This window comes from Kineococcus sp. NPDC059986, from assembly GCF_040702905.1.
GTDB lineage: Bacteria > Actinomycetota > Actinomycetes > Actinomycetales > Kineococcaceae > Kineococcus.
In genome coordinates, this window is the sequence record NZ_JBFBND010000001.1 from 370,983 (window position 1) to 392,667 (window position 21,685).

Here is a 21,685-nt window from a genome sequence, read left to right on the forward strand (position 1 = left end):
TGACTGTGGTGCGACGAGTGGCCCGACCGATGCTGGCCGCCATCTTCATCAAGAACGGCATCGACCAGCTCCGGCACGCCGGTGACCTCGCCCCCTCGGCCGAACCGCTCGTGCACCGCGCGGCCGGTCCGCTGCGGCTGCCCGACGACCCGGTGCTGCTCGTCCGCCTCAACGGCGTCGCGATGGCCGGGGCCGGCGTGCTGTTCGCCCTGGGCAAGGCCCCGCGCCTCGCGGCCACGGTGCTGGCCGCGACTGCCGCCCCGAGCGCCTACGTCAACCACCCGTTCTGGTCCGAGAAGGACTCCGGTGTGCGCAAGGAGGTCCTGCACGACTTCCTCGTCGACGTCGGCCTGCTCGGTGCCGCGCTGCTGGCCGCGGCCGACACCGCCGGCAAGCCCGGGGCCCTGTGGCGGGGCAAGCGCGCCGGGCGCGACGCCCAGCGGCTGGCCCGGCTCGCCGCCCACGAGGCCGTGCACGCGGCCGAACTGGGCAAGAAGGACGTCCAGCTCGCCGCCGCGAAGCTCACCTGACGACCCTGGCGAACACCGAGCACGGCACCGGGCCACGCACCCGGGCGCGTTGTCCACAGCGCGCCCGGTGCGTGGCTCGCGGCGTGTCGGGGACGGCTGCGAGGATGCCCGCGTGACCCCGAACGATCCCCCCAGCAGACCCTCGAGCCCGGCCGCCGGTGACGGTGCGGGCGACGGCGTGCTGTGGGCCGCGCCCACCGCAGCCGGACCCCTCGACGCCGTCGTCCCGGTGCCGGGCTCGAAGTCGCTGACCAACCGCTACCTGGTGGTCGCCGCCCTGGCCGACCGCCCCTCGATCCTGCGCGACCCGCTCGTCTCGCGGGACACCTCGCTCATGGCCGACGCCCTGCGCGGCCTGGGCACCGACATCTCCCAGGGCGGGCTGCGCGGTGAACGCGTGGGCGAGCACGACTGGGTCGTGCGCCCCGGCCCCGTCACCGGGGGCACGCGCGTCGACTGCGGCCTGGCCGGGACGGTCATGCGCTTCCTGCCCCCCGTGGCCGCCCTGGCCTCCTCCCCCGTCGAGTTCGACGGCGACGACCGCGCCCGCGAGCGCCCCATGGGCGCCGTGGTCGACGCGGTCCGCCAGCTCGGTGCACGGGTCGAGGACGACGGCCGCGGATCGCTGCCCTTCACCGTCCAGGGTCCGCAGGACGGACTGCGCGGCGGCACGGTGCGCATCGACGCCTCGGCCTCGAGCCAGTTCGTCTCGGCCCTGCTGCTCGTGGGCGCCCGCACCCGCGAGGGCCTGGAGGTCGTCCACGAGGGCCCGCCGATCCCGAGCCTGCCCCACATCCGGATGACGGTCGAGGTGCTGCGCGACGCCGGGGTCGTCGTCGACGACGCCACCCCGGGCCGGTGGCTCGTCGAGGCCGGCGAGGTCAGCGCCCTCGACGTCCAGGTCGAGCCGGACCTGTCCAACGCCGGTCCGTTCCTGGCCGCGGCCGCCGCCGTGGGGGGCCGGGTCCGCGTCCCCGGCTGGCCGCAGTCGACGACGCAGGCCGGCGACCTGCTGCGCGACGTGCTCGACCAGATGGGCGCCGACGTCACCCTCGACCGGGAGGGCCTGCTCGTGGAGGGGTCCGGTGAGCTGTACGGCCTCGACCTGGACCTGCACGAGGCCGGCGAGCTGGCGCCCGTCATCACGGCGCTCGCGGCGCTGGCCACCTCCCCCAGCCGGTTGCGCGGCATCGCGCACCTGCGCGGGCACGAGACCGACCGGCTCAAGGCCCTCGTCACCGAGGTCAACGCCCTCGGCGGCCGGGCCGAGGAGACGCCCGACGGCCTGCTGCTGCACCCCGCGCCGCTGCACGGCGGGGTGTTCCGGACGTACGCCGACCACCGGATGGCGACGGCGGGGGCGGTGCTCGGCCTCGCCGTCGAGGGCGTCCTCGTCGAGGACATCGCCACGACCGGCAAGACGCTGCCCGACTTCCCCGGGATGTGGGCGGCCATGCTCGCGGGGGTCGGCGCCTGAGCCCGCGCCAGCGCGGACCGGTCGGCCGGCTCGACGAGGACGACGTCCGCGTCCGGCCCAACCGCCGCGGGTCGCGGCCGCGCACCAAGGACCGCCCGGCCCACGCCGACGCCGTCCCCGCCTTCGTCGTGGCCGTCGACCGCGGCCGCTCGACGTGCCTCGTCGGGGAGGGCGGCGCCGACGCCCGGCTCGTGACGGCCATGCGGGCCCGTGAGCTGGGCCGGCAGGGCGTCGTCGTCGGTGACCGCGTCGGGCTCGTCGGGGACGTGACGGGGGCGACGGACACCCTGTGCCGCATCGTCCGCATCGACGCGCGCCGCACCTCGCTGCGGCGCTCGGCCGACGACACCGACCCGATCGAGCGCGTCGTCGTCGCCAACGCCGACCAGCTCGTCGTGGTGACGGCCGTGGCCGACCCCGAACCACGGGCGCGCCTCGTGGACCGCTGCCTCGTCGCGGCCTACGACGCGGGGATGACGCCGCTGCTGTGCCTGACCAAGGGCGACCTGCGGCCGGCCTCGGAGGTGCTCGACACGTGGGCCCCCCTCGGGCTCGACGCCGTCGTGACGTTCCGCGGCCCCGACGGCCTGCAGGGGCTGGACGCCGTGCGCGAACGCCTGGCGGGCCGCGTGAGCGTCCTCGTGGGGCACTCGGGGGTGGGCAAGTCGACCCTCGTCAACGCGCTGGTGCCCGACGCGGCCCGCGCGACCGGGCACGTCAACGCGGTCACCGGCCGCGGTCGGCACACGTCCACGTCGATGGCGGCGCTGGCGCTGCCGGACGGCGGGTGGGTCGTCGACACGCCGGGGGTCCGCTCGTTCGGGCTGGCGCACGTGGCTCCGGAGGCGGTGCTGCGCGCCTTCCCCGACCTGCTGCCGGGTGAGGCGCAGTGCCCGCGCGGCTGCACCCACGACGAGGCGGACTGCGCGCTGGACGCCTGGGTGGAGCAGGGTCGGGCGGGCGCCGCGGGACCGGCCCGGCTGCAGTCCTTCCGGCGGTTGCTGGCCGCCCGGCGCGGCACGAAGGACGACACCGCCGCTCCATGATCCACCGCACACTCGCCGTCTCCGGGTGATGCCCTAGGGTGACCGACGATCGGTCGACGACGAGGAAGCGGCTCTTCTTCATGGGGGATGCGAGTTCAGCCTGGCCCCGCGGTCGCGGGTCGACGGCGCCTGGTCGTCCCGCTGCGCCCGCTCGCCCCGCCGTGCCCGGACCTGCGCCGTCCCCCTCCGCCTCGACCCTGGAGACCCCGGACCCGCCGTGGACGGTCCTGCGGGAGCTGGGCCGCGGCGCCGGGTCGGTCGTGCACCTGGCGGTGCGCGGCGACCGGGAGTACGCGCTCAAGCGCCAGCGCCACGGGTCGGCGGCCGGCCGCGGCCGCGGGGAACCGTCCGACCTCGTCGACGGCGACCGCACGCTGCGCCGCGAGGCCGCGCTGCTGGCGAGCGTCCACCACCCCGGGCTGACCCGCGTCCACGCCGTGACCGAGGTCGAGGGCCGCCTCGCCATGGTCATGGACGCGCACGACGGCACGTCGCTGGCCGACCTGCTGCACTCCCCGCCGCTCACGGCCTCGGGGACGGGCGGCGACCCGGCGGACCTGCCCTCGGGCCTGCTCTCGGTGCCCACGACGCTGCGCCTGCTCGTCGACGTGTGCGACGCGCTGCACGCCCTGCACACCACCGGTCTGGTCCACCGCGACGTCAAACCGGCCAACGTCCTCGTCACGCGGACCGGCCGGGCCGTCCTCGTCGACCTCGGTGTCGCGCACCTCGACACGAGCGGCTCCCCCGCGCCCGCGCCCGGGCGGCGCGAGGGTTCGGGGGACGGTCCCGAACGCCGCCGGCGGGAGCCGCGCGGTCCCGGCGGGGCCACGGCCGACGCCTCCGACGCCGAGGCGGGCGCGCTGCTCTACCGCTCCCCCGAGCAGGCCGGGGTCGTGCGCAGCCCGGTCGACCACCGCTCCGACCTCTACTCCGTCGGCGCCGTGCTGCTGGAGTGCCTCACGGGCCGCACCCCCGTCGAGGGCGCCGACGCCGACCAGGTGCGGCGGCGACTGGCCCGCCTGCGCCCGCTGGACCTGCACCGCCTGGGCCCGGACGTCCCGCAGCCGCTGGGCCTGCTCCTGCGCCGACTGCTCGCGCGGGACCCCCAGGACCGACCGGACGACGCCGGGGCCGTCGCGGACGAGCTCGCGCGGATCGCCGCCGACACGGCCCCGGACATCGCCCTGGGGCGGCGCAGCTGGACGAGCCCCGCGGCGGGCGCCCTGCTCGAACGGGGCCAGCAGACCGCCCTGCTGGACGCGGCGTGGGACAACGCCCGCGCCGGCTCCGGGGGGCTCGTCCTGGTCCGGGGAGCGGCCGGGTCGGGTCGGTCGGTCCTCGTCGACCGGTTGCGGCGCAAGGTGGTCGGTCAGGGCGGGGCCGCGGTCGTGCTCGACAGCACGACGTCCCCCAGCTCCCCGCTCAGCGCCCTGCGCCGGGCCATGGCGGTCGCCGGCCTGTCGACGGCCGACCTCGGCACCGAGGCCACGGGCGAGGACGAACCGCGCCCGCAGGCCCTCGCCGAGGAGCTCCTGCAGCACGCGGCCCGCACCGGACCGCTGCTCGTCGTCCTCGACGACACCGAGCACGCCGACGCCTCGACGCTGGCGGTGCTGCGCTGGGTCGCCGGGGAGTGCTCGGACCTGCCGCTGCTCGTCGTCCTCGTCGACCGCGTCCGCTCCGGGGACGACCTCGAGGACATCCCCGGGTTCGACACCGCACGAGCGCTCGTGCTGGAGGTGCCGCCGCTGTCGGACGCGGCCGCCCGCGCCGTGGTGCGCCGCCGGCTGCCGGGGGCCGTCGTCACCGACTCGGTCGCCACGGCGCTGGTCTCGCGGGCCGCGGGCAACCCCGGCGCGCTGCTCACGCTGCTCACCACGCTGCTCGACGAGGGTGGCCTGCTGCCGGACTGGGGGCACTGGCGGCTCGAGCACGCCGCCCTGGACGCCGTGCCCGTCGCGCCCCGCCTGCTGAGCGCGCTCCTGCGCCGCGTCGAGGAGCTGCCGGCCGGGCACCGGCACGTGCTGCGACTGGCCGCGGCGTGCGGTCGCTCGGTCCACGACGACCTGGTCCGGCGGGCCGCGGCGCCGCAGCTCGACGCGGACGCCGTGCACGCGGGGCTGGCCGCGGGCGTCGCGGCGCGACTGCTGCGGCCGTTGCCGCCGGGTCGGCACGAGTTCTGGCACCAGCAGGTCGTCGACGCCGTGCTCGAGGGGGTCGAGGAGGTCGAGCGCCGCGCGCTGCACGCCCGGCTGGCCCGCGTGCTGCGGCTCGACACGCGCGCCGAGACGCGCGCGGCCACGGGCCCGGGCTGCGGGGCGGACGGCCGGGACGCGCTCTTCGCGTGCGCCCACCAGCACCTGCGGGCCGGGGACGCCGTCGCGCCCGCCGACGTCGTCGACGCCTGCGCGGCCGCCGGGGTCGAGGCCGCCCGCCGGTCGGCCCCGGAGACGGCCGTCGCGCTGCTCACGCAGGCCGTGCAGACGGCGGACGCGACGGGGCTGGACCTGGACCCCCGGCTGCGGCGCGTGCTGGCGGCCTGCCTGGCCCGGCAGGGCCGCCACCCCGAGGCCCGGGCCCACCTGGAGCAGCTGCGCGCCGTCACCACGGATCCGGTCGACCGCGCCGTCGTCCTCGGCGAGGTCGCCACCGTGCACCGGCACGAGCGGACGGCGGGCGGTCCCGTCCGCTCCGCCCGCGCGGCCGCGGCCGGGCTCGCGGCCCTCGGGGCGCCCCGCCCGGCGGGGACCGCGGCCCGCGTCGTCTCGGCCCTGGCCTCGCTGGCGGTCCTGCTGGCGACGGTGCTGCGCCGCGCCCGCCGGCACGACAGCCGGCACCGGCTCGACTCGGCCCGGGAGGTCGAGCAGGCCACGCTCGAGGGCGCCCACGCGGTCCTGCTGCGCGAGGCCGCCGCCTCGGACCTGCAGCTGGGTCGCCCGCTGGCGGCCGCCCCGACCGCCGTGGCGTCGTGGGTGCACGCGCTGCGCGCCCGGCGCGCCGACCTGGCGCGCGACGCGCGGTGGACCCTGCGCGCCGCACTGCTGCAGGCCACGACGGGCCGGCTGACGCTGCTGCCCGTCCGGCTGCCCGGCACGGACAGCCTCGTCGGCCGGCCGCTGACCCCGGCCGGACCGCGCGGTGGGGCCGAGACCGACCCGGTGATGCTGGCCTCGCTGCGGCTCGCCGACGGGTTGCGGCGCCTGCGGCGGCAGGGCGGCTGGCGGGACGTGGCCGACGTCCTGGAGGAGGACGGGCAGTGGCTGGACCTGCCCGCCTACGTCGCGGGGACCCTCGCCGTCGCGCTGGAACGCCTCGCGGCGGGGCACCTGGGTGCGGCGACGGCGTGGCACGAGCGGGCCGTCCGCCGGGTGCGCGAGGACGCCGCCGTCCCGGCCGAGCTGGAGCTCCTGCGGGCCGCCGTCCTCAGCGCCAAGGGCCGTCCCGGTGAGGCCGGTGACGTGCTGGACGCGTTGCGGCGCAGAGCGTCGGACGACGCGGGCGGCTTCGAGGGCGGGCGGCCCCGGCGGGACGCCCCCGAGGGGTTCGGGACCTCGCCCCTGCACTCCTGGCACCTGCTGCTGGCGACGACGAACTGGCTCGTCCAGCAGGCCGACCTCACCGACCGGTTCGACGCGGTCGCCCGGCAGGCCGTGCGCGGGGCCGAGCGCACCCGTCTGCCGGGCGCGACCGAGGTGCGGTGGACCCTGCTGATGGTCGTGCGCGGCCGGCTGGCGCAGCTGCGCGCCGCGGCCGACGCGGGCGACCGGGTCCGCGTGCAGGAGCGCGAGCAGGACCTGCGCGAGGCACTGCGCGCCCTGGCCCGGACGAGCGTCGGCAGCGCCGTCCAGGGCGCCCACGTCGACGTCGTGCGTGCGGCGGCCCTGCACCGGCTGGGTGCGGCCACGCGGGCGCGGTTGCTGCTGCGGCGGGCCGAGGTGCGCGCCACGCGCCTGGACGCCCCCCTCGTGGACCACCACGTGCTCCGGTTGCGGGCCGACCTGCTGGAGGAGACGGGCTCGCAACCCGACGCGGACCGGTTGCGCTGGATGGCGACCGCCCTGGCCGAGAAGCACGGCTGGGTGAACCTCGTGCAGCGCGGTCGGGCCGACCGCGCACCGACGCAGCCGTCGGGGCCCGGCGCCCCGGCCGGTGGCGGCTGGACCCCGGCCCCGGGCCGACGCCGCCGCCTGCTGTCGGCCATGCGGGACGTGGGCCACGCCGCGCAGGTGCTGGACCCGCAGGACGTCGTGCGGCTGGCGCTGGACCAGGCCTGCGAGGTCCTCGGCGCCGACCGCGCCGTGCTCGCCGTCCTGGACCCCGAGGACGAGCTCGTCGTCTTCGCGGGCCGCACGCGGGCGGGCACCGACCTGCCGACCCAGGGCACCGTCGACCCGGCCGCGGCCCGCGCCGCCCGGACCGGACGGCCCGTGGTGCGCGGCGCGCTGGAGACGGCCGCCACCGCCTCGGCCCGCGGTGCGCACAGCGCCGACGAGGTCGCCCGCAGCGTCGTCGCCGTCCCGCTGCTGGTCCGCGGCCGGCGCACCGGTGTCCTGTCCGCGGTGAGCACGGTGGCCCAGGGCGCGTTCGGCCGCGGCGACGTCGAGCTGCTGCAGCTCATCGCGGGGCAGGTGGCGGCGTCGCTGGAGACCGCCCGCGCCGCCCGGCTGGAGATCGAGGTGCACGGTGCCCAGCGCGAGCGCGACCTCGCCGAGGCCGTCCGCCGCGTCACCGAGGAGGTCTCGGGGAGCCTGGACCTGGCCACCGTGCGGCGCCGGCTGCTGCGGGCGGCGCTCACCGAGCTGGGCGGCCGGCGGGCCGCGCTCGTGCCCGTCGGCGTGCGTCCGGCGCTGGACGCCGACCCGCCCGCCCTCGTCACCGACGCGGCGACCCCCGCCGTCCGCGAGGTCGCCTGGAGCCGCGACTGGCAGTCCGAACCGGCCTGCGCGCGGCTGCTGGAGAACGCCTCGGCCGTGACGGGCGACGGGACGGGGGAACGCACCCTGCCCTCGCGACTGGCCGGGCTGCTGGACCTGGCGTCCACCGCCGCCGACCGGACGAGCGCGAGCGCGGGTGAGCAGCCCGAGGAGTGGCTCGTCGTGCCGTTGAAGGACCGGACGGGGCTCGTCGCGGAGGCCCTCGTCCTCACGGGTGGTCCGGACGGCCCGGCCGCCCGCTCGCACGTCGCCGAGGCGCTCGCCGCCCCCGCCGCCATCGGGCTGGAGAACGCGCGGCTCTTCGCGCAGGTCGAGCAGCTGGCGCGCACCGACTCCCTCACGGGGGTGGCGACCCGCGGGCACCTGCTGCGCCTCGGCGAGCAGCGCGTCCGCCGCGCCGCACCCGGTCGGGCGGTCGCCGTCGTCATGGTCGACGTCGACCACTTCAAGTCCGTCAACGACACCTACGGGCACGCGGCCGGCGACGAGGTCCTCACGGCCGTGGCGCGCCGGCTGCAGCACGAGACGCGCGAGACCGACGTGCTCGGCCGCTACGGCGGTGAGGAGTTCGCCGTCGTCGTGACGGGTGCACCGGAGGAGGGCCACGGGCCGCTGGACGCGCGGGAGGTGGCCGAGCGGCTGCGCCTCGGCGTCAGCCGGACGCCCGTCGAGGTCCGCGGTGCGCAGCTGCAGGTGACGGTGAGCGTGGGCGTGGCCGAGCTGCGCGAGGGCGAGCAGCTGTCCGACGTGCTGGCCCGGGCCGACACCGCGCTGTACCGGGCCAAGGCCGCCGGGCGGGACGTCGTCGTCGTCGCGCCCTGAGGGTTCGCGTGGCGGACGAGCTGCGCCGCAACGGTTCCGTCCCGTGGTTCGTGGACGTGCTGCGGACTCTGCGCATCGCGGACCTGCCGCAGTGGGGTCTGGACCTGATTCCAGACGGCCACCGCGGTCGCGGTGCGGCTGGACGCCGACGACCGGCTGCTCGTCACGGCCGTTCAGCGGGCGGACTCAGAGCAGCGTGCTCCAGTAGCTCCAGAACTTCGTCCCCACCATGACGAGCACGGCGGCGTAGCTGAGCACGATGAGCAGCAGGCGGTAGTCGACGACCACGCGGGCGAGGCCGCGGGCCCCCGCGGGCACCGGCAGCAGCCCGCGGTCGAGACCGTCCGCGACGTGCGTCCAGAAGGTCGGGATGACGACGCTCCAGACGACCATGCAGTACGGGCACAGGGCGTGGATGGAGTACAGGCTCTGGCTGATGAGCCAGCCCACGAAGACCATGCCGAGGGTGATGCCGACCAGGTAGCCGCGCTCGACCCAGCGCGGCAGCACGACCCGGGACAGCACGAGGGCGCCGAGGAACGTCGAGACGGCGAACGCGCCGATCCCGATGAGGGGGTTGGGGAAGCCGAACACGGCCGCCTGGTGCGTCTGCATGACGCTGCCGCAGGAGATGACGGGGTTCAGGCTGCAGCTCGGGACGTACGACGGGTCCTCGAGCAGCTTGATCTTCTCGACCGTCAGCGTGAAGGCCGCGACGAAGCCGAGGATCCCCCCGATGAGCAGCAGCAGACCACGGGTGCGGGGCGAGACGGGCAGCGCGGACAGGTGGCCGTCGGGCACCCCGGCCCCGTCGTCGAACCGGTCCTCGAAGTCGTCCCCGGGCAGTTCCTCCACCCGGTCCGTCGTGCCGGCCATCCGCCGTCCTCCCCGATCGATCCTGCGCTCGCGTGCACGGCCGCGTCCACCGGGCGCGTCCACCTGCTCCCCAGGATCCTCGACAGCCCTGGGCGCCACCTGAACGGGTGCCTCCCCCGCCGGTCCGCCGAGGTCACCCGGGGTCCCGCGCGGGACCGCAGCCCGGACGAGCGCGGGCGGTAGGTTCGCGGCGTGCCGCTGCCGACGTCCTCGAACTCCTCGTCCCACCCACGCTACGACGACGACCTGCGTCTGGCCCACGTCATCGCCGACCAGGTGGACGGGCTGACGACCGACCGGTTCAAGGCCCAGGACCTGCAGGTGGAGACGAAGCCGGACCTGACGCCGGTCAGCGACGCCGACCGCACGGCCGAGGAGCTCATCCGCTCCCAGCTCAAGCGCACCCGCCCCCGCGACGCCGTCCTCGGCGAGGAGTTCGGCCTCGTCGGCCACGGCGCCCGGCAGTGGGTCGTCGACCCGATCGACGGCACGAAGAACTTCGTCCGCGGGGTGCCCGTGTGGGCCACCCTCATCGCCCTGCTCGACGACGGGGTGCCCGTCGTGGGCCTCGTCTCGGCCCCGGCGCTCGGGCGGCGCTGGTGGGCGGCGACGGGGTCGGGCGCCTGGACGGGCCGGAGCCTGTCCGCGGCGACGCGCCTGAGCGTGAGCTCGGTGTCCACGCTCGCCGACGCCTCCCTCGCCTACTCCTCCCTGTCGGGCTGGGAGGCGAGCGGGGCGCTGGACCGCTTCCTGGACCTGACCCGCACGGTCTGGCGCACCCGCGGCTACGGCGACTTCTGGTCCTACATGCTGCTCGCCGAGGGCGCGGTCGACATCGCCGCCGAACCGGAGCTGGCGCTGCACGACATGGCGGCCCTCGTCCCCATCGTCACCGAGGCCGGCGGCCGCTTCACCTCCCGGGCCGGGGTCGACGGCCCGCACGGCGGGGACGCCGTGGCCACGAACGGGCTGCTGCACGCGGCGGCCCTGGAGCACCTGGGCCAGGCGTGAGTCCGCTCGCGGGTCTGGTCCCGGCGGCGTGGCCGCGCGCGGAGGTCGTCACCGACCCGCGCGCGCGCCGACTGCTGGTCTGGGAGGTCGTCGCCGTCTTCGCGGTTTCGCTCGGCATGAGCGGGGTCCGCGCCCTCGTCAGCTTCATCGGCATCCTCACCGCGCCCGTCGCGATCAACGCGCAGACCTCGACGGTCCTCGGCAGCTACGCCCCCGAACGGCCCTGGTTGGACCTCGCACTGCAGCTCGTGGCCATCGCCTCGGGTCTGGCACCGGTGTTCCTCGTCGGGTACCTCCTGGCCCGGGACGGCACGTCCCTGCGGACCCTCGGGTTCGACGGTCACCGGCTGGGGCGCAACGTGCTCGCCGGTCTGGGGCTCGCGGCCGTCATCGGTGGCTGCGGGCTGGTGCTGTACCTGAGCGCCCGGTCGGCGGGGCTCAACACCAACGTCGCGGCCTCGACGCTGCCGGACCGGTGGTGGGCGGTGCCGATCTCGGTCATGGCGGCCGCGGAGAACGGGATCCTCGAGGAGGTCCTCGTCGCCGGGTACCTGCTGCACCGCCTGTCCCAGCTGGGCTTCCGCTGGTTCCCCGCGCTGCTGGTCAGCGCCCTGCTGCGCGGGTCCTACCACCTGTACCAGGGCGTGGGCGGGTTCGTCGGCAACGTCGCCATGGGGCTCGTCTTCGGCTGGGTCTACCAGCGGTGGGGACGGACGACACCGCTCGTGGTCGCCCACACGGCCATCGACGTGGTCGCGTTCGTGGGGTACGCGGCCCTCGTCGGGAAGGTGAGCTGGCTGCCCGGCTGATCCTCACCTACGGTGGGGCGGGACCGCAGGACGTCGATGTCCACCCTCGACCGACCGCAGGAGTCCCCATCCCGTTCACGATCAGCACGTCCGTCTGGCTCACGATCGGCGTCGCGCTCGTCGCCGCCGCCCTCGCCGCGACCGTGGGCGAGCTCGTCGCCCTCGGCGTGCGGCGCCTGGGCCGCAACCACGAGATCCTCGCCACGCTGGCCCAGCGCGGCCGCCGACCGCTGGCCGGGTTCCTCGCCACGATCGCGGCGATGTTCTCGCTCTCGATCTACACCTCGACGGCCGCCTGGCGGGAGCCCACCTTCCTGGTGCTGCGCCTCGTGGCCGTCGCCTTCGGCGCGGGACTGGCGATCGTCGCCGCGAACGTGGTCCAGGACGTGCTGCTGCTGCGCTACCGGATCGACGTCGCCGACAACCGGCGGCAGCGGCAGCGCCGGACCCAGGTGCAGCTCGTCAAGCGCCTCGTCGTCGCGCTCCTCATCGTGGTAGCCGTCGCGGTCATGCTCCTGACGATCCCCGGCGCGCGCGGGATCGGGACGAGCGTGCTGGCCTCGGCCGGGCTGCTGTCCGTCGTCGCCGGTCTGGCCGCGCAGACGTCGCTCGCCAACGTGTTCGCGGGGCTGCAGATCGCGTTCACCGACGCCGTGCGCGTCGACGACGTCGTCGTCATCGAGGACGAGTACGGGAACATCGAGGACATCACGCTGACGTACGTCGTCGTCCGGCTGTGGGACCAGCGCCGGCTGATCCTGCCCTCCACGTACTTCACGACGACCCCGTTCGTGAACTGGACGCGGAACTCCGCCGACATCATCGGCGCGGTGGAACTCCAGGTCGACTGGACCGTCCCGGTCGAGGAGGTCCGTTCCCGCGCAGAGCGTTTCGTGCGCGAGCACGGGCTGTTCAACGGGGAGACGTTCTCCGTCGCCGTCACCGAGACCTCGCCGCAGGGCGTGACGCTGCGGATCCTCGTGAGCGCCGACTCCGGCGGTGACCTGTTCGACCTGCGGTGCGCCGTGCGCGAGGACCTCGTGGGTTTCCTGCAGCGCGAGCACCCCGACGCGCTGCCCAAGCTGCGGCTCGTCTCCCCCGGTCCCGAGACCGCCGTCCGGGTGCCGAGCCAGGGGTCCGCGCACCGGTCCTGACGCCCCGGCGCCGGGGTGTGAGCCAGCTCTCACCCCGGTGGCCGGACGCGCCGCTCAAGGCGGCACCCGGTTCCGGTCGATGCAGAGGCACGTGCCTGTCGCGTCCTTCGTCCCCCTGCTCGGTCTGCTCGCCGCCGGTCTCGGCGTCCTCACCGGAGTCCCCCAGGTCCTGCGCCTGCTGCGCGACCCCGACGCGACCGGCCTGTCGTACTCCTCGGCCGTCCTCGGCGCCCTCGCGTCGGGGACCTGGCTCAGCTACGGCGTCGCTCTGCTCGACCCGGCCCAGCTCCTGGCCAACGTCCCCGGTGTCGTCTGCGCCGTGGTGACGGTCGTCCTCGCCAGCCGCCGCCTCGCGGTGCCGCTGCGGCACGCCGTCGTGGCGCTCGCGGCCTGGGCCCCCCTGGTCGCGGCGGCGTTCGTCGTCGGCGGGGTCGTCGTCGTGGGGGTCCTCGGCACGACCGTCTCGCTCGTCAAGATGCTGCCGCAGATCGTCACGGTGCTGCGCCGTGCTCCGCTGCACGGGCTCGCGCCCTCGACGTTCGTCCTGACGCAGGTGTCGGCGTCCCTGTGGACCGGCTACGGGCTCGCGACCGGCCAGGCGTCCGTCGTCGTGTGCTCCGCGGTCACCGTGGTCCTCGCCGGGATCGTGCTGTCCCGCCGCTGCCCCCCGGTCGCCGTGGCCCGGGCGCTGCACGCCGGACGGTTCGGACTGCCCGGGCAGCTGCTCGTGCGGCCCTTCGTGCTGGCGCGCCGGGCCACGCTCACCCTGGCGGCCTGAGCTCCTTCTCCAGGTGCACGAGCGGGACGCCCCGGTCGTCCACGGACTCCTGCGCGGTGCGGACGTACCCCGCCCGCTCGTAGCGGGCGACCGTGGCCGACGACTCACCGCCCGTGAAGAGGGCCAACCGCCGGACGTCGGTCGGCACGGCGCCCTCGACGGCCGTCAGCAGCGCCGTCCCGATGCCCTCGCGCTGCCGGTCCGGCGCCACCGCGAGGCGTCCGACGTGCCCGGCGTCCCCGTCGACCCGGACCCGGATCCCGCCGACGATGCGACCTGACCCGGTCTCGGCGACGAGGACCAGCACGTCGGGCGCGGCCACGGCCGCCCGGACCCCGTCGAGGTCCTCGCGCAGCGGCGGCAGGAACGGGTCGCCGTAGCGCTGGGCCTCGGCGACGAACGCGGCCCGCTGGACGGTGAGCAGTTCTCCGGCGTCACCGTCCGCCGCGGGCCGCACCCGCACGCCGGACGCCCCCACGTGCTCCGTCAGCGCAGGAACCACTGCCCCGGCGCCGCGAGCTCGTCGACGGCGGCCGGACCCCACGTGCCGGCCGCGTAGGGCAGCACCGTGGGACGGTCCTGGGAGAACCGCTCGATGCACGTCCACGCGGCGCGCAACCCCTCGACGCCGGTGAACAACGAGCGGTCCCCCGTCAGCACGTGCTCGATGAGGTGCACGTACGGCAACGCCGGCCGCGCGCTGTCGGGTCCGGTCCCCTCGAAGGAGTCCAGCGGCAGGGTCGCGGTGCCCTGGGCCAGACCCCCGGCCACGCCGGGACGGCGGACCGTGACGGAGACGTCGAACGCGCCGCCCTCGAGCAGGGAGAAGCTGATCGTCGAGGGTTCCACGCCCTGCCCCGCGTACGGGCCGTCGACGGGTTCCTTGAGGACGAGCGTCACGCGCTGCTCGTCGGCGGCCATCTTCTTGCCCGACCGCAGCAGGAACGGGACCCCGCGCCAGCGGTCGTTGTCGACCCACACCCGGCAGGCGGCGAGGGTGTCGGTGCTCGAGTCGTCCGGAACCCCGTCGATGGCGGTGTAGCCGTCGAACTGCCCGAGGACGACCTCGGCCGGGTCGAGTTCGCGGAAGTCCTGCAGCGCAGCGTCCCGCGCGGCCTGCAGCGCCCCCGGGCCGAGGTCGGCGGGCGGTTCCATCGCGACGGTCGCGGCCATCTGGAACAGGTGCGTGACGATCATGTCGAGGAACGCGCCGGTCGCGTCGTAGAAGCTGGCGCGCTGGGCGACGTCCAGGGTCTCGGCGATGTCGACCTGGACCTGCGCGACGTGCTCGGAGTTCCAGACCGCCGCCAGCCACGGGTTCGCGAACCGGGCGTGGATCACGTCCTGCTGGGCCTCGAACGCCAGGAAGTGGTCGATGCGGAAGACCTGCTCCTCGTCGAAGACGCGCTGGACCTCGGCGTCGAGCTCCTCGAACGTCTCCAGCGAGGTGCCGTAGGGCTTCTCGTAGACGACGCGGGACCCCTCGACGAGCCCGTGGGCCGCGAACGCCTTCGTCGTGTCGAGGAACGCCCCCGGCGGGATCGCGAGGTAGTGCACGACCTGGGTGTCCTCGCCCAGGTCCGCGCGCGCCTCGCCCAGGACGTCGAGCAGCTGCCCGGGGTCGTCGGCCGTGAACCCGCCACCGGCGAAGAGGAGGTTGCGCGAGAACTCCTCCCACGGACCGTCGGAGGGCTGCGGGCCGAACTCCTCCAGCGCCTCGCGGAGGAACTCGCGGAACTCCTCGTGCGACTTCTCCCCGCGGCCGCTGCCGACGAGCCGCCACTGCTGCGGCAGCCGGCCGAGCCGGGCCAGCTCGAAGAACGCCGGCGACACCAGCCGGCGGGACAGGTCCCCCGTGGCCCCGTAGACCACGAAGACCGTGGGGCGGTCGGACGTGCCGGCCTGCTGGGCGGGCTGCTGGGCGGGCTGCGCTGCGCTGTCGCTCACACTCGGCACCGTATTGCCCGGCCGGAGGCGGCGCGCACCCGGTCCGGCCGCGCGCGGTCCCGGGCGGACGCGGCCCTCGGGCCCCGGGCCCCGGGCCCCGGAGGGACGGGACCGGCCCACGCTGAGGCCGAGCACCGCGACACCGGCGGTGAGGAGCACCGCGACGACGTCCTGCCGCGCCGACACCGCGTCGGAGCAGGCGGTCCGGACCTCGACCGAGGAGCCGACGGCCCCGCCGCCGAAGGCGGTCCTGCAGCCGGGGTCCGCCGGCGGAGTGGGCGCGACACCGAGCACGAACCCACCCACGAGCAGGGCGCCCGCGGCCAGGCGCAACGGCAGGGGTTGCACGGTGGTCACCTCCGGTCGGTGCGCCGCCGTCGGCGGCGCGTCCCGGCGCGCTGGCCGAGTCCGGCGGTGGCACCCGGCTCCGGACGACCGGGGGCGCTAGGGTGTGCCCGTGACCACCACCGCCTCCCGTCAGGGAACCGCCCGCGCGCTGCGCAGCGGTGCGTGGTGGTGGGTGTCGGCGGTCGCCTGACGCTCCCACGTCCCGGTGGCCGCCCTCGTCGAGGAGGCCGGACACCGGACGACCCCTCGGCGGACGGCTCCCCCAGCCCCTTCGAGGAGAACCCATGACACCCGGCGAGACCCACCCGCAGGACCCCCGCGAGAGCACGCACGAGGGCCCCGACGCGCTCATCGCGGCGCTCTCGGCCCCCGGGGCCGGCCCCTTCGCGCTGCTGCGCCGCCTCGACCCGCGCACCGGGCTGCCCGGCCCGGTGGAGGTCCTGCGCGGGCCCGTCGACGTCGTCGACCGTCTCGCGGACGTCCCGCTGCGTCCGGCCGGCGAGCACGTCGGCCGCGACGCCCTCGCGCTCGTGCCGTTCCGCCAGCTGCGCGAACGGGGTTTCGACGTCCACGACGACGGCACGCCGCTGCAGGTGCTGCGCGTCGTCGACGCCGCGGACCTCGCCCTCGAGGACGCCCTGCGCGCGCTGCCCGACGACGAGGTGGCGTTGCGCGACGTCGCCCCGGACCTGTCCGACGAGGACTACGCCGACGTCGTGCGCCGGATCATCGACGCCGAGATCGCCGAGGGCAACGGTGCGAACTTCGTCATCCGCCGCGACGTCGACGGCGTCATCGACGGGTACTCCGCCCGCACCGCCCTCAGCCTGTTCCGCCGGCTCCTCGTCGCCGAGCAGGGCGCCTACTGGACGTTCGTCGTCCACGTCCCCGCGGACTCCGGCGCCGGGGACGGGTCCTCCCGGACCCTCGTCGGCGCCTCCCCGGAGGTCCACGTCCGGATGGCGCGCGGCGAGGTCGTCATGAACCCGATCTCCGGCACGTACCGCTACCCCGCGACCGGCCCCGACCCCGACGGCCTCGTCGAGTTCCTCACCGACCCCAAGGAGGTCGAGGAACTGTTCATGGTCGTGGACGAGGAGCTGAAGATGATGTGCTCCGTCGGCGACCTCGGCGGCGTCGTCCACGGCCCGTACCTGCGGGAGATGGCCAACCTGGCCCACACGGAGTTCGAACTGCGCGGGCAGTCGACCCTGGACGCGCGGGAGGTGCTGCGGCAGACCATGTTCGCGGCCACCGTCACGGGCAGTCCCGTGCAGAGCGCGTGCCGCGTCATCCGCCGCTTCGAACCGTCGGGACGGGCGTACTACGCCGGGGCGCTCGCCCTGCTCGGGCACGACGGCGAGGGCGCGCAGACCCTCGACTCCCCCATCCTCATCCGCACGGCCGACGTGCGCAGCCCCGGTGGCGACGCCCCCGCGACGGTGCGCGTGTCCGTCGGCGCGACCCTCGTGCGCGGTTCCACCCCCGAGGGCGAGGTCGCCGAGACCCACGCCAAGGCCGCCGGGGTCCTGCGGGCCCTCGGCGCCCTGCCGCCGCTGCCGCCGCGCACGGGCACCGACGGCGCGCCGGTCCGTCGCGTCCCGCTCGCCTCGGACCCGCGGATCGCGACGCTGCTGGCCTCCCGCCGCGACCGGCTCGCGACGTTCTGGCTGGAACCCCAGGCCGCGCCCACCGGGCCGGTCCTCGGTGAGGCGCTCGTCGTCGACGCCGAGGACACGTTCACGGCGATGCTCGTCCACCTGCTCGCCGCGGCCGGTCTGCGCGCACGCGTCCTGCGCTACGACGACCCCACCCTCGACGCGGCGCTCGCCGCGCACGACGGGCTCGTGCTGCTGGGGCCGGGCCCCGGTGACCCCGAGGACTCCTCCGACCCGCGGATCGCCCGGCTGCAGGGCCTCGCCCGCGACCTGTCGGCCGCGGCGCGCTCGGGCGGCAACCCGTTGCTGGGGGTCTGCCTCGGGCACCAGCTGCTGTCCGGGACCCTCGGGCTGCCGTTGCGCCGCAAGGACGCCCCGCACCAGGGGACGCAGCTCGAGGTGGACCTGTTCGGGGCCCCCGTGACCGTCGGTTTCTACAACTCGTTCACCGCGCGCCTCGACGCGGCGGCCGCGCAGCGGCTGGCGGCCGAGGGCGTCGAGGTGGCGACGGGTCCTGCCGAGGAGGTCGTGGCCGTGCGCGGGCAGGGTTTCGCGGGGATCCAGTTCCACCCCGAGTCGGTCCTGACCCTCGGCGGACCCGGGGTGCTGCGCGGGCTCGTCGAACCCCTGCTCACGCGCCGGGGCTGACCAGCCCGATCTCGTAGCCGAGCACGACGGCCTGGACGCGGTCGCGCAGCCCGAGTTTGGTGAGGATGCGGCTGACGTGCGTCTTGGTCGTCTGCTCGGCGATGAAGAGTTCCGCGGCGATCTCGGAGTTCGACAGGCCCCGGGCGATGCACACGAGCACCTCGCGTTCGCGTGGGGTCAGGTCGGCCACGGCGTCGGGGGCGTGCGCGGCCCGCTGCCGGGTGGAGACGAAGTGCTCGATGAGGCGGCGCGTGATGCCCGGGGACAGCAGGGAATCCCCCGCGGCCACCGCGCGGACGGCGTCGACGAGGGCCTCCGGCGTCGCGTCCTTGAGCAGGAACCCGCTGGCACCGGCCTGCAGGGCCGAGAACACGTAGTCGTCCACGTCGAACGTCGTGAGGACGAGGACCCGCGGTGCGGGGTCCAGGCCGGCGGCGACGATCCGGCGCGTGGCCTCGAGACCGTCGAGGACGGGCATCCGCACGTCCATGAGGACGACGTCGGGCAGTTCGCGCGTCACGACGCGCACGGCCTCCTCGCCGTCGGCCGCCTGGCCGACGACGTCGATCCCGGCCTGGGCGGACAGGAGCGCGGAGAACCCGGCGCGGATCATGGCCTGGTCGTCGACGACGACCGCACGGACGGGTGTGCGCACGGGGGCCGGTCCGCGGGGGTTCTCGTCGCTCACGCTCCACCCTCCCACGGCAGCTCCACCCGCAGCGCGAAACCCCCGTCGTCCGTCGGGGCGGCCGCCACGGACCCGCCGAGCAGGGACGCGCGCTCCCGCACGCCGACGAGGCCGTGCCCGCCGGAGTCGGCGGGGACGGAGGCGGTCCCCCCGGTCTGCGGGGCCGGCCCGTTGCGGACCTCCACGACGAGGACGGGTCCCTCCCCCGCGACCTGCACGGCGACGTCGACCACGACGTCGGCCCCCGTCGCGTGCCGGACGACGTTCGACAGGCCCTCCTGCACGATGCGGTGCACGACGACCCCCACGGCGCTCGGGACCGGTCTGCGCTGCAACGTCTCCGCGACGTGCAGGGCCACGCTCGACCCGGCGCGCCGGGCCCCCTCGGCGAGGTCGCCGAGCCCGTCGAGCCCCGCGCGGGGGCTGAGTTCCGCCCCGTCGGCGGAGTTGCGCAGGACCCCCAGCAGCGTGCGCATCTCGGCCATCGCGGTGCGCGACTGGGCGGCGATGTCGTCGAACTCCGCGCGGGCCTGCGGGGACAGGTCGGGGATGCGGTACGGCGCCGTCGTGGCCTGCACACCGATGACGGACATGCTGTGCGCCACCACGTCGTGCAGTTCGCGGGCGATCCGGTTGCGCTCCTCCACCACGACGCGGCGCGCCTGCTCGAGTTCGGTGTCGCGCCGCGAGCGGGCCAGTTCCTCGCGCACCCGGCGGCGCGCCCCGACGACGCAGCCCGCGCCCAGGACGAGAGCCGAGTTCGACGTGTAGACGACGAGGTTGGAGACGTCGGTGTCCTGGTTGTCGAGCACCCACGCGAGGACGATCGTCACGAGCAGGCTGCCCAGCCACGCCGTGACGGCGGGCCGGAACAGCCGCCGTGCGCCGAGGACCCCGAGCACGAGCGCGAACGTCAGCAGGCTGGGCACCGTCCACGGCCACGGCCCGCGGGCGGGGTCCGCGCCGAGGGCCACGAGGACCACCCCGGCCAGCGCGGCCCCGGCGCCCAGCTCCGCGCGCCACATCGCGGTGACCAGGCCCCCGCACTGCAGCAGGACCGCGACGAGGGCGAGTTCGGCCGGGACGCCGTGCACGGCGACGCTGACGGGGGCGCCGACGGCGTACAGGGTGACGGCGAGCAGGACGACGAGGGTGCGGCCCGTGGCCCACGGCGCCAGCGCCGTCCCGACGCGAGCGGCCCGCGGTCCGCGGAACGCCCGCGGGGACGCCGGCCCCGGCTGCTCAGAGCGCGAACGACGCCGCAAGGAGCCCACCCCCCTCGCGCACGCTGCGCAGGGCCGCCCGGACGACCGTCCGCCCGGCCAGCACCAGGACGCCGACGGCCACCCCGACGAGCACGGTCAGCCAGGGCGTGGCCAGGACGTCGGCGACGAGCCCGGGGCCGGTCGCCGCGAGCCGGTCACCCGCGAGCAGCCCCAGCCCGAGCAGGACGCTGACGCGCAGGGCCGTGCACGCGGCCACCCAGCCCGCGAACCGGCGGTACGGGACGCCGGACCAGCCGGCGGCCAGGAACGCGGGCACCGCGCCGACGTCGACGAGCTTGGCGCCGGCCACGAGGGCCGGCAGGTGGTCGGTGGCCCGGGCCGCGAGCGCCTCGCGCCGGTCGGCCGTCAGCCCGAGGCGGCCAGCGAGCGCCGCGGCGCCCCGGCCGAGCCGTCCGACCCGGCCCGCGCGGCGGGTGAGGCGGCCGAGCAGGAAGAGCCCGGAGTCCAGGACGAGGTCGGTCCCGAAGGCCAGCAGCCAGACCGCCACGAACGCGGCGTGCCCGGCGCCGACGAGGGCACCGCCCGCCACGGTCGCGACGGGCCCCTCGGCCAGCAGCGCCGGCAGCAGCGCCGCGTAGGGCCCGTGCAGCAGTCCCGTCCCCGTCACAACCCCACCGTCCATGACCCCAGTCCACCGCACGGGGGTGCCCCGGGGCGTCACCCGCGGGCGGCGTCCCGGAGTAGCTCCCCGGTAGGGGGTCAGGGCCGCGGGTGGGCGGCGAAGAAGTCCCACAGGGCGGCCGTCGCGTCCCAGCCGGTGTAGACGGGTTCGCCGTGCGGGGTCTGCGACCCGGCCGGGGAGGGCCACTCGTGCCCGTAGCGGGCGACGCTGACGAGCTCGACGGACCGGCCCTGCGGGCAGGTCGCGGTGGCCGTCGTCAGCGGTGGGGCGGTGCTGACGACCGGTGCGGCGCAGCCGTCGACGCCCCGCCAGAACGCCGAGACCTCCGGTGCCGCCCGGGCGTCGACGCGCGCGCTGCCCACCGTCGAGCTGCCGCCGTCGTAGAGGACGCGGGTGTCGGCGGTGCCGTGGACGGCCAGCACGGACACCGGCGCGGGGTCCGGGCAGTCGGTCTGCGGGGAGATCGTCCCGGCCACGGCCCCCACGGCGGCGACGACGTCGCTCTGGCACGCCAGGCGGTAGGCCATCATCGCGCCGTTCGACATGCCGGCCACGAAGACCCGGCGTGGGTCCAGGGAGGTCCGGCGCTGCAGGTCCGCGACCAGGGACGTGAGGAAGGTGACGTCGTCGACGTCGTCGCGGGCCGACGGGCCGCAGCACCCACCGCCGGAGTTCCACGCCCGGTCGAGGCCGTCGGGGTAGGCCACGACGAACCCCTGCTCGTCGGCGAGCGCGTCCCAGCCGTAGGAGCGTTCGGCCTGCGCGCCGGCCCCGTAGCCACCGTGCAGGACGAGGACGAGCGGGGCGTCGCGCCCCGCCGACCGGGGCAGGTGCACGTGCGCCGTGCGGTCGTGCCCGCCCGACGTCAGGTGCACGGTGGTCGTCCCGGCGCGCAGGGAGTCCGGTCCCCCGCGGGCGGCGCCCCCGCAGCCGGTGAGCGGGCCCAGCACCCCGAGGAGGAGCACGCCCAGCAGTGCGGGGAGGCGCAGCGCCGCTCGGGAGGAGGACGGGCGTGCGCGGGACGGGAGGCGCTCGGCGGGAGCCACCC

16 protein-coding genes are annotated in these 21,685 nt (G+C 76.3%); 9 read left to right on the forward strand and 7 right to left on the reverse strand.

Annotated elements, in window-relative coordinates:
• Positions 1-17 precede the first annotated feature (17 nt).
• The 4 genes from AB0637_RS01705 (at position 18) to AB0637_RS01720 (ending at position 8,812) form a co-directional block, all read left to right on the forward strand.
• On the forward strand, positions 18-530 hold the full coding sequence (locus tag AB0637_RS01705; RefSeq protein WP_366169404.1) for a DoxX family membrane protein: 513 nt from the start codon (positions 18-20) through the stop codon (positions 528-530).
• Positions 531-708: 178 nt separating this feature from the next.
• Positions 709-2,007 carry a 3-phosphoshikimate 1-carboxyvinyltransferase gene (gene aroA, locus AB0637_RS01710; protein WP_366169483.1) on the forward strand — a complete coding sequence of 433 codons (1,299 nt, stop codon included), beginning with the start codon at positions 709-711 and terminating at the stop codon, positions 2,005-2,007.
• On the forward strand, positions 2,004-3,053 hold the full coding sequence (gene rsgA / locus AB0637_RS01715) for a ribosome small subunit-dependent GTPase A (protein WP_366169484.1): 1,050 nt from the start codon (positions 2,004-2,006) through the stop codon (positions 3,051-3,053). Before aroA ends, rsgA begins: the two co-directional genes overlap by 4 nt.
• A 161-nt stretch (positions 3,054-3,214) precedes the next feature.
• On the forward strand, positions 3,215-8,812 hold the full coding sequence (locus tag AB0637_RS01720; RefSeq protein ID WP_366169405.1) for a diguanylate cyclase: 5,598 nt from the start codon (positions 3,215-3,217) through the stop codon (positions 8,810-8,812).
• A 186-nt stretch (positions 8,813-8,998) separates the two neighbouring features.
• On the opposite strand, the gene AB0637_RS01725 is transcribed toward AB0637_RS01720, so the two are convergent.
• Positions 8,999-9,688 (reverse strand): vitamin K epoxide reductase family protein, encoded by a 690-nt coding sequence (locus AB0637_RS01725; protein ID WP_366169406.1) that lies wholly within the window; start codon positions 9,686-9,688, stop codon positions 8,999-9,001.
• Positions 9,689-9,880: 192 nt separating this feature from the next.
• On the opposite strand from AB0637_RS01725, the gene hisN reads away from it, so the two are divergent.
• From hisN to AB0637_RS01745, 4 genes are all read left to right on the forward strand, one after another.
• The gene (hisN, locus tag AB0637_RS01730) at positions 9,881-10,699 is read left to right on the forward strand and encodes a histidinol-phosphatase (protein ID WP_366169407.1); all 819 of its coding nucleotides are present in this window, start codon (positions 9,881-9,883) and stop codon (positions 10,697-10,699) included.
• Entirely contained in the window at positions 10,696-11,508 is an 813-nt protein-coding gene (locus AB0637_RS01735) for a type II CAAX endopeptidase family protein (RefSeq protein WP_366169408.1), read from the forward strand. Before hisN ends, AB0637_RS01735 begins: the two co-directional genes overlap by 4 nt.
• Before the next feature lie 143 nt (positions 11,509-11,651).
• Positions 11,652-12,662: a mechanosensitive ion channel domain-containing protein gene (locus tag AB0637_RS01740; protein WP_366169409.1), complete on the forward strand. Its 1,011-nt coding sequence runs from the start codon at positions 11,652-11,654 to the stop codon at positions 12,660-12,662.
• A 91-nt stretch (positions 12,663-12,753) separates the two neighbouring features.
• Positions 12,754-13,440 (forward strand): PQ-loop domain-containing transporter, encoded by a 687-nt coding sequence (locus AB0637_RS01745; RefSeq protein WP_366169410.1) that lies wholly within the window; start codon positions 12,754-12,756, stop codon positions 13,438-13,440.
• On the opposite strand, the gene AB0637_RS01750 is transcribed toward AB0637_RS01745, so the two are convergent.
• Entirely contained in the window at positions 13,424-13,918 is a 495-nt protein-coding gene (locus AB0637_RS01750) for a GNAT family N-acetyltransferase (protein WP_366169411.1), read from the reverse strand. The two genes, AB0637_RS01745 and AB0637_RS01750, sit on opposite strands and share 17 nt — an antisense overlap.
• Positions 13,919-13,926: 8 nt before the next feature.
• Positions 13,927-15,735: a glucose-6-phosphate dehydrogenase (NADP(+)) gene (locus AB0637_RS01755; protein WP_366169412.1), complete on the reverse strand. Its 1,809-nt coding sequence runs from the start codon at positions 15,733-15,735 to the stop codon at positions 13,927-13,929.
• Between the two features lie 284 nt (positions 15,736-16,019).
• Here AB0637_RS01755 and AB0637_RS01760 point away from each other — a divergent pair, with 284 nt between their 5' ends.
• Positions 16,020-18,041, forward strand: coding sequence for an anthranilate synthase family protein (locus AB0637_RS01760; protein ID WP_366169413.1), 2,022 nt, complete (start codon positions 16,020-16,022; stop codon positions 18,039-18,041).
• On the opposite strand, the gene AB0637_RS01765 is transcribed toward AB0637_RS01760, so the two are convergent.
• The 4 genes from AB0637_RS01765 to AB0637_RS01780 form a co-directional block, all read right to left on the reverse strand.
• Positions 18,025-18,729 carry a response regulator transcription factor gene (locus AB0637_RS01765; protein WP_366169414.1) on the reverse strand — a complete coding sequence of 235 codons (705 nt, stop codon included), beginning with the start codon at positions 18,727-18,729 and terminating at the stop codon, positions 18,025-18,027. The genes AB0637_RS01760 and AB0637_RS01765 overlap by 17 nt on opposite strands.
• On the reverse strand, positions 18,726-19,994 hold the full coding sequence (locus AB0637_RS01770) for a histidine kinase (protein ID WP_366169415.1): 1,269 nt from the start codon (positions 19,992-19,994) through the stop codon (positions 18,726-18,728). The genes AB0637_RS01765 and AB0637_RS01770 overlap by 4 nt, the downstream gene beginning before the upstream one ends.
• A complete protein-coding gene (locus tag AB0637_RS01775) occupies positions 19,972-20,637 on the reverse strand; it encodes a hypothetical protein (RefSeq protein WP_366169416.1) in 666 nt (221 codons plus the stop codon). Before AB0637_RS01775 ends, AB0637_RS01770 begins: the two co-directional genes overlap by 23 nt.
• 77 nt (positions 20,638-20,714) lie before the next feature.
• Positions 20,715-21,683: a PHB depolymerase family esterase gene (locus AB0637_RS01780; RefSeq protein WP_366169417.1), complete on the reverse strand. Its 969-nt coding sequence runs from the start codon at positions 21,681-21,683 to the stop codon at positions 20,715-20,717.
• Positions 21,684-21,685: the final 2 nt, after the last annotated feature.

Bases quoted from the DNA above. Each gene is read 5' to 3' on its own strand.
- AB0637_RS01725 (WP_366169406.1), bottom strand. From the start codon at position 9,688: ATGGCCGGCACGACGGACCGGGTGGAGGAACTGCCCGGGGACGACTTC.
- AB0637_RS01760 (WP_366169413.1), top strand. From the start codon at position 16,020: ATGACACCCGGCGAGACCCACCCGCAGGACCCCCGCGAGAGCACGCAC.
- AB0637_RS01775 (WP_366169416.1), bottom strand. From the start codon at position 20,637: ATGGACGGTGGGGTTGTGACGGGGACGGGACTGCTGCACGGGCCCTAC.